General features: G+C 50.5%; 7 protein-coding genes and 1 pseudogene. 1 reads left to right on the forward strand and 7 read right to left on the reverse strand.

From position 1 onward, the window contains the following. Positions 1 to 338 precede the first annotated feature (338 nt). The 7 genes and pseudogenes from B4967_RS07190 to B4967_RS07220 form a co-directional block, all read right to left on the reverse strand. Complete coding sequence (locus B4967_RS07190) at positions 339 to 1,880, reverse strand: diguanylate cyclase (protein WP_422821848.1); 1,542 nt, start codon at positions 1,878 to 1,880, stop codon at positions 339 to 341. A gap of 108 nt (positions 1,881 to 1,988) precedes the next feature. Continuing rightward, a complete protein-coding gene (locus B4967_RS07195; protein ID WP_083024416.1) occupies positions 1,989 to 2,381 on the reverse strand; it encodes a response regulator in 393 nt (130 codons plus the stop codon). Next, positions 2,378 to 3,238 carry a response regulator gene (locus tag B4967_RS17800; protein WP_422821849.1) on the reverse strand — a complete coding sequence of 287 codons (861 nt, stop codon included), beginning with the start codon at positions 3,236 to 3,238 and terminating at the stop codon, positions 2,378 to 2,380. Before B4967_RS17800 ends, B4967_RS07195 begins: the two co-directional genes overlap by 4 nt. Continuing rightward, positions 3,230 to 4,100, reverse strand: a pseudogene (locus B4967_RS07205) (sensor histidine kinase); the annotation flags it as partial. The pseudogene B4967_RS07205 and the gene B4967_RS17800, both read right to left, overlap by 9 nt. Beyond that, complete coding sequence (locus B4967_RS20195; protein ID WP_161491485.1) at positions 4,027 to 4,737, reverse strand: PAS domain S-box protein; 711 nt, start codon at positions 4,735 to 4,737, stop codon at positions 4,027 to 4,029. The gene B4967_RS20195 and the pseudogene B4967_RS07205, both read right to left, overlap by 74 nt. A gap of 49 nt (positions 4,738 to 4,786) precedes the next feature. Further along, positions 4,787 to 5,578, reverse strand: coding sequence for a hypothetical protein (locus B4967_RS07215; RefSeq protein ID WP_083024420.1), 792 nt, complete (start codon positions 5,576 to 5,578; stop codon positions 4,787 to 4,789). Beyond that, a complete protein-coding gene (locus B4967_RS07220; RefSeq protein ID WP_083024426.1) occupies positions 5,565 to 7,298 on the reverse strand; it encodes a sensor histidine kinase in 1,734 nt (577 codons plus the stop codon). The genes B4967_RS07215 and B4967_RS07220 overlap by 14 nt, the downstream gene beginning before the upstream one ends. 178 nt (positions 7,299 to 7,476) lie before the next feature. Between B4967_RS07220 and B4967_RS07225 the strand changes: the two genes are divergently transcribed. Next, a complete protein-coding gene (locus B4967_RS07225; protein ID WP_083024421.1) occupies positions 7,477 to 8,274 on the forward strand; it encodes an SDR family oxidoreductase in 798 nt (265 codons plus the stop codon). Positions 8,275 to 8,290 lie beyond the last annotated feature (16 nt).

The raw sequence follows: 8,290 nt of genomic DNA on the forward strand, positions 1-8,290 counted from the left end.
GGACGTGTCAACTCTATTCAGGACGGGCCACAGGCATAAAAAAAGTCCCCCGAAGGGGACCCAGGTGGAGCACGCCAGCTCACTCGGTGTATCACGCGGCTAAACCGCAGTGACATGGCAAAGAAGGGAAAGCACCAGGACAAACTTAGGTAGCTCTATTCATTTGCCGCTTGCCTTTTATATAGCGAGCAGCGTGCCACTATATTTTTTATCTACTAAAAACAGTTGCTTATAGACAAAAATAGGCGATCAACAGCTTAAGTAACGATATCACATCCCCTAAAGCGCACCAGCGCTGAGCACTGAGATGGCCAATTGCTTCAAAAGTGGTCATTGGTTTAATGGCAAACTTGGTTGCGCCCACGACGCTTAGCGCGGTAAAGCGCCTCATCCGCTACCACCAGCAACCTATCCTGGTCATCATGCATCGCGTCGGTACTGCATACCATGCCGGCGGATAAGGTACAGGCAAACTCCTGGCCATCTTGATTGAAGCGCAGTCGGGAAAAATACTCCCGAATATCCTCTAATCGTTTCCGACCATCCTCTGCACAACAGTGCGGCATTACTAATAAAAACTCTTCACCGCCATAGCGTCCGATCATATCGGTTTGACGTAGCCGCTGGCGCAGCAGGGTCGCCACCGAAGCAATGACGACATCCCCGACAGCGTGGCCGTAGGTATCATTAATCGATTTAAAGTTATCAATATCGATCATAGCGACCACTACCGGATACCCCTGGCGAAAACCACGGGTAATTTCATTCATCGCGGTGCTCTTGATACTAGCGTGCTTCAATAACCCTGTCAGGCTATCCCTGTTCAGTAACGCAGATAGCGTACGTGAACGGGCTACCCGAACGCGGATAGACGCGATTAACTGTGCTGCGAGAATCGGCTTAGTCAAAAAGTCATCAGCACCATGGCTAAGCGCATCTACCTGTTTACCCAAATCCATTTCCGCTGACAAAAACACAATCGGCAGGCTGCTCCACTCATCATACTGCCTGACCACTGCGGCTAAATCCGGGCCGTCGTAGTCCGGCATGTGTACATCCATCAGCAGCAGTTCCGGCCTAAACGAATTAAGCTGGTCAATAATGTATCGAGGCTTATCAAGGATCCGTACTTCCATACCCGCCGACTCCAGCACCAGCCGGTAATACGCCGCCAGTTGCTGGTCGTCATCTACCACCAGGATACGGGGAGGTGGTGCACGGTGCTCTTGCAGCAATTGCTCCAGCCGGTTAACTAGCTGCGGGATATTCAGCGGTTTTAAGAAATAGCCGTGGGCATTAAGCTGGGCCGCTTGCATACGGGCATCAAATGTATCGCTGTTACTAATAAACAGCAGCGGGCACGACAGCGCTTGCAGCGGGGCAAGGTGCTCAACACCCATCATGACATCGACAATTAAAATATCGGGGGGCTCTTTGTTAATCTCCTTGCACGCAGCCGGAACCGAGGAGAACAGGCGTACCACGTAGCTGAAGTTTGTCAACTGCTCCAGGATATGCTGCCCTAGCGTTGGGTCCTCTTCAATTAGCCATATTTTTGCAGCTTTAGAGGGTTCATTAAGCTTAGAGGTAACTTTAGGGTTATGTTTCGAGCTTGGGACCAGCTCTACTTGCATGGACTGCAGTTGGCTGCCGACAACATCGATCAGCTGTAAATCAATGACCGCCTTCCCCTCTTCCAAACAGCGCTGCAATACGCCTTCCAGAAGGCGCGCCTGATGACCAATCGCATCAAATCCAAATGTACCCGCAGAGCCGGCCAGCTTATGTAGACGCCGGCTGACATCCTTGAGTACTTCATAGGGAGACAAGCCCTCCGTAGAATAATCAACGCCCGCTGATGCCATCAACTGGGACTGCATACTGTGCTGCAATGTGTTTAACAGCTGGCATAAGACGCCAGCTCAGCCTGCAGGTTTTGCTGGTAAGACTTTTTTAATAGCGCCAGCTTATGCTCAAGAGAGTTCGGATCACCTTTTTCCATACGCATGCTCCCAAAGAGTACGGACTTGATGCGCCAAGGTCATAGGGTCAAACGGTTTGGAAATAACGTTTTCAGCCCCTAGTGCCACAAGCTGACTGACCTCATGCGGTTGAACTTTTGCCGTCATAAACGCCACGGGCACATTTTCCAGGCTCGGCAGCCGACGCAGCGCTGCCAGCGTTGAAGGTCCATCCATGCCCGGCATCATCACGTCCAGCAAAATCATGTCCGGAGCGAACCGCTCGGCCTCTTCCAGCGCCTGCTCTCCAGAGGAGCATACCTTTACCTTGAAGCCACCCACTACTTCCAGCGCAAGCGTCGCCACTGTTTGAATATCAGGGTCGTCTTCCACATACAAAATGCGTTCCAAACTATTCATCCACTCTTTACCATCTGCGCCAGTTGGGTTCGTTGTTGTATAGCCTCTAGCAACTGCTCCGGGCTAATGCGCGATTTTAGGAAAACTTTTTCAACACGATGTTGATCTAGCTCATGAATTGACTGTCCGGAAAGAATGACAATTCGAGATTGCGGCTGTATGTCACGAATTTGCTCCAGAAGCTCCCAACCTTCACCGTCCGGCAGCCCGATATCCAGGATAACGGCATCGTAACGCCGTTTTGCTAAGGCGCGACGCGCTGTCGCCAAACTCGACGCGTGTTCACAGTGTGCATGGCCGTTAAGCATTGTGCGAATAACAGCGCGCAGATCAGGGTCATCTTCTATATGCAGGAGCATTAAGCGCTCTTCATATATCTGCATTTGACTGCTGAGTAAGTCCAGCAAACGCTGGGGCTGAATCGGTTTTGCTAACCACGCAATATCCTCAAGATGGCCTTCTAGCGCCACTTGACCACGCTCAACACTCCCGCTAACCACTAGCACAGGGGTATGCTGCGTTTCCTGCTGCTCACGTAGGAAATGTATCACGTCGAAACCGCTCATATCGGGCAGGCCTATGTCAACGGTCACCGCGTCATAGCGGTGGCTCGCCAGCTTTTCGAGCGCCATACCACCGCTAGCGGCAGTATCCACCCGATAGCCCGCCGCCACGAGTATTTCCTGCAGTACGAGAAGCACAGAGGAGTCATCTTCTACAACTAACACACGGCCAGCGCTATTCTGGTCGTCTCCGGGATCACCGCCCTCCTCACACTCGGACGGGTACATAGGCAACGAAAACCAGAAGCAGCTTCCCTCTCCCTCCTCGGAAGTGAACCCCATCTCTCCTTCCATATGCTCGATCAGCTCTTTGGTAATCGCCAAGCCTAGCCGCGTGCCACCCTTAGCCCGGGAGTCGGAGGCATCGACTTGGGCAAATTTATTAAAAATATGCGATTTACAACGTCTCGGGAATTCCAGGCCCCTCATCCTTAACGTTAACGACAATATTCGCTGACTGTCGCTGCACAAAGATATGGACATCTCCGCCTTCTGGCGAGAACTTCACCGCGTTAGAGAACAAATTAGCCATCACCTGCTGCAAACGCTGCCCATCCACTCGCACCTGGCTGCCGGGATACGGATTATCCAGCTTTAAAGTGACATTACGCTCACGGCGGTAGTGGCGGTTTTCCTCAATGGCACTCTCCAGCAAACGCTGTAGCGGCTGCCACTGCATATCAAACACAAGCTTACCCGCAGCGATTTTCTCAATATCCAATAAATCATTAATTAGGTGTGTAAGGCGCTGGCTGTTTTTATAAGCAAGTGTAACCATGTGCATGATTGGCCTAGGCACGCTACCCAGCGCCCCCGCCGACACCATGCCTAGCGCCCCCGAAATAGAGGTAAGCGGAGTGCGTAGTTCATGGCTAACCGTAGAGACAAACTCATTTTTCATCCGCTCTACACGCTTGGATTCTGAAATATCCTCTGCAATACCTAAATAGCCGGTAACGTTACCTTGCTGATCCTTAATCGCAGTCACCACCAATTTAATAGGTAGCCTCTCGCCTAAACGAGTAATATATATCCACTCATTTGCTTCGCGCTTCTCTATGGCGGCTCTATAGGCAAACACCTCAAAGGGGGTTAAGATAGACTCTGCACTTTTGTTGATTTCCATAAGCCGTTGGCCCAACTTCATCGGTATCATGAAAAAGCATGGGTGTATGCAAGCCAACGACCTCGTCAGCAGCGTAACCCAACATATTCTCAGCCCCTTGGTTGAACAACTTAATAACACCCTGGGTATCGGTAACGATAATGGCAAAATCTGACGCTGCATCCAGCACCGAACTCAGTAGGTCATTGCTACTGGCGAGCGCTTTCGTGCGCTGCTCCACTTCGCGCTCTAAATTGCTGTGAGTATGACGCAGACGTTTAAATGCGCTACTAAGCTCCGTCGCCATTTCTTCCAATAAATTTGAAAGCTGTTGAAACTCTACGATGCGGCTGCGAGGTAGTTGTAATGTCTCGCCGCTGCCGATCGTATGGCTTAGCGCCTGTCCATTTTTACCTAATTGCATGAGCGGCTGGGTAATCATACGGCTTAATAGCTCTGCTGCTAAAACCCCTAACCCGATTACCCCAGCTAGCATAAATAAAAGCACAGCCCGGTAAGCCTCCATCGCTCTAATAGTGGGTAATGCAGGAGTTTCTAATAAAATTTGAGCCACCCCATCCACACCCTGGGCAGGCATACGTAAGGTGTACCGCCCTTGCGCAAAGCGGATCGCAGGGTTCTTTAAGCCTCCAGGTAACCACATATTTAAGCGATTATTAACAGGCATAACCTCGTCTCCAGGCCCAAGGGCCAAAGAGTTAAGACTACCTACTTGACTAATTAAACCCCCCATTCCCGCTTAACAAGCCAATACTGACATCATTTCCACCTCGAACCCGACCAATGTGATACATATAACTTTGATCAGCTCCCGGTTCAGATAAACGTTCGATTAACTCGTTACCAAGTGCCAACATAGTTTGATCAACAAACGTCTGTTGGCCCTGCCGCATTGCATGACCTTCATAGAGAATCAAAGGAATGCCCGTCATTAGTGTGACTGACAGTAGCGCACAGAAGAGTAAATGACGCAGGCGCATTAACGATCCAGCAGTAGGCAGCCAAGCACGCTTAGAGAGACCGCAAACAATGATTATGGCACTGGCAATAACAGCGTTTAGCACACCATTTACAAGCTGTTTCAAGTAAACCAGCTGTGTTAACTCTTGGCTCCATCCTAACCAATATGAAAAAAAGATAAAATCAAGAGGAGCCGCTACAACCATCCAATAAATTAGGCTGGCGACGATAAGATTCTTAATTTTATGATGATAAATCCAAGAAACTACGATGGCCTCTAATAAAAACACCATCACAGTGACCGGATTTTGCCAAATAAGGTAGGTATAAAGCCCCGCCACAATACCAATCAGAACAGCAGGCCAAGTACCCAACCAGGCAATCGCCAGCATTACAGCGACAGAGCCAAATACAAAATAAACGTTAAATAGTACCGAAAGCTGCAGCATATTGCCGATAATACCAAGCGCTAGCAGTGCTACTAACAGCCAAAATCCTGTATACGCAGAGGAACCTCCAGGCCAGGTTAGGCGTTCAAGATTTCGCACGATCTCTTTCCTCTACCCAAGGAAACACGACATAAAACGTACTGCCCTTTCCTTCACAGGAAGCAAAACCAATAGTACCGCTCATTTGTTCCGTGATTGCTTTACTGATTGAAAGCCCCAAGCCCATCCCTCCCTTCACACGGCGGTCGCTAGCATCCGATTGCGAGAATTTTTGAAAAATTCTCGCCCTAAAGGCATCAGGTATACCACAGCCAGAATCTTTTACGTTGATACGAACACTTTTATCACACTCATCGCAAAAAATAACGACCTCCCCTTTAAGCTGTGAGAATTTTGCAGCATTAGAAAGCAAATTCGCCATAATTTTTTGAAAATGTAATGAATCGACGTTTATTAAACGATCCACAGCTAATGGCAACAAATTAAGCGTTACCCCATACTGAGAGGCGTAGGGCTGATTTTTTTGTACGGTCGCAGTGAGCAGAGTTGCCAACGAGCAAGGCTGACAAATCAAATTTAACGTTCCCGTCAGCAGCTTTTCAATATCCAGGAGATCATTGATAAGCATCCCAAGGCGCTCGCTATTTTTAAGTGCCATCGTCAGCATTTGTTGCGTTTGCGCGGGTATTACACCAATGGCACCACCCAGCACGAGTTTGAGCCCACCGGTTACAGCCGTGAGTGGCGTGCGAAGCTCATGGCTAACCGTAGATACAAACTCATTTTTCAGCGCATCCACCTGCTGACGCTCTAGCACAGAGCCAATCCAGTGGCTCAAGAGCTTTAGTAAAATCGTGTCTGTTTCAGTAAAGGCTTGGGGCCGAGGCATTGCTGATGAGAAGCTCACTGTCCCAAATAGCTGTTCACCTAGTTGGATGGAGCAACCGATATAGGCTTCAAGGCCAAAGGTGTCGTAGCAAGGGTGGTGTCGCACATCGCTCATACCCAAATTATGAACAGCCAGCACCCCATTGCGTTTTAGCGTCATATCACAATAGGTGTTGGCTAACGGCAAACACTGGCCTGCACTAACCGCCACGTCCTTCGGCGCAGTGACAGACACCACCTCGAAAATACCTTTGTTGATCCGGCTGATAATCCCGATTTGCATTTGGAGATGGCGACAGCCTAGCGCTAGGGAGGCCTGCAGTTGCTGAGCAAGGCTGAGCTCGTTCGATGTGCTGATTTCGTTAAGTGATGAAAGCGCCGCTACCAACCTCCGCTGTTGTTGTTCATCTTCCGCTAAGCGCCTTCTAGCCTTAGTCACTCGTGACAGCTCATTCTCAAGACCCATCCGATTAACTTCATCTTCAGCGCAAGCCGCAAGATCAATCAACGCCTGGCGCTGGGCGTCGTCTAACCGCCGGGGCTTAGAGTCAATAATACACAGCGTGCCAACCCGAAATCCGTCTGATGTAGTGAACGGTACACCGGCATAAAATCGAATACCACGACGCGCTGTCACTAGCACGTTATCTGCAAAACGCGGATCTGCACTCGCATCCTCTATTTCAAAAATGCCTTCTTTTTTAATGGCATGAGCGCAAAAGGATTCTTGCCGACAGGTCTGGGTGATCGAAAATCCCTGGCGCGATTTAAACCACTGCCGCTCCTCATCTACTAATGAGACGAGCGCAATCTCTACCCCTAACAGGTGCGTTGCAAGCCGAGTAATTCGATCAAAACGCTCCTCTGGTGGCGTATCTAAAATAGCTAAGCCATGTAGCGCCTGAAGCCGAGCCTGCTCACTCTCCACCATGGTAAAACCTCGCGTGTTACAGACGCTAACGTAATAAACCGGGCGTAGCACTGCTAAGCTCGTTTAGTTAATGTCAATGTATGCATTTATTCAGCTGCTGTCGTTAGCTGTATCGATATTTCATATTTAAAACGGCTACCGTGCCAAGATACGTTTAACTCACCATGGAAAAGTGCGTATGACTAAGCCCCACATCATCTATACCCCTGGCGGTGCCCAAGGAATTGGTCTCGGTATCGCCCACACCCTGCTCACCGACCGCTATCGCGTCGCCATTACGGATATTGATAAAGAAGCCCTAAGTGCGGCCGCTGAACGACTGCCCCGCCGTGAAAACCTGCTAACACTAATGGCGGATGCCAATAATGAAGCCCAGGTGGCGGCCAGCCTCGAAAAAACCGTCAGCCACTTTGGTCAGCTCAACGGCATCGTGCATAACGCAGGCATTGCGGACCCCTTCCATGGCCCGGTGGAGCAGCTCTCGCTAGCGACATGGCAGGCCTACTTAAACACTAACCTCACTGGCGCCTTTTTGTGCGCCAAACATGGGGCTGCTTATCTACGCCCGCACGGCGGCAGTATGGTGCTGATGGCCTCGTCACGCGCCATCCAATCCGAGCCGGATACCGAAGCCTACGCCGCTAGTAAAGGTGGCATTGTCGCGTTGACCCACGCGCTAGCGGTCAGCCTAGGCCCGGATATTCGCGTCAACGCCGTTAGCCCGGGCTGGATCGAAGTCGGCGACTGGCAAAAACCCAGCCGCCAGCAGCCGGTGGAGCACCGTGGTATCGACCGCGAACAGCACCCGGCGGGGCGCGTGGGCACTCCCGAAGATATTGCCGCGCTCACCCGCTTTCTGCTCTCCAAAGAATCCGGCTTTATCACCGGTCAGAACTTTGTCGCTGACGGCGGGATGACGCGCAAAAATGATTTACGCCGAGTAGCGGCACAGCCCATCAAAAAAGCCATCAAGTAGGAAGGGGAGTCGCCTC

The organism is Vreelandella lionensis (assembly GCF_002087295.1).
Taxonomy (GTDB): domain Bacteria; phylum Pseudomonadota; class Gammaproteobacteria; order Pseudomonadales; family Halomonadaceae; genus Vreelandella; species Vreelandella lionensis.

Coding starts and splice junctions, on each gene's coding strand:
- B4967_RS07190 (WP_422821848.1), bottom strand. CDS start 1,880: ATGCAGTCCCAGTTGATGGCATCAGCGGGCGTTGATTATTCTACGGAG.
- B4967_RS07195 (WP_083024416.1), bottom strand. CDS start 2,381: ATGAATAGTTTGGAACGCATTTTGTATGTGGAAGACGACCCTGATATT.
- B4967_RS17800 (WP_422821849.1), bottom strand. CDS start 3,238: ATGGAAGGAGAGATGGGGTTCACTTCCGAGGAGGGAGAGGGAAGCTGC.
- B4967_RS20195 (WP_161491485.1), bottom strand. CDS start 4,737: ATGCCTGTTAATAATCGCTTAAATATGTGGTTACCTGGAGGCTTAAAG.
- B4967_RS07220 (WP_083024426.1), bottom strand. CDS start 7,298: ATGGTGGAGAGTGAGCAGGCTCGGCTTCAGGCGCTACATGGCTTAGCT.
- B4967_RS07225 (WP_083024421.1), top strand. CDS start 7,477: ATGACTAAGCCCCACATCATCTATACCCCTGGCGGTGCCCAAGGAATT.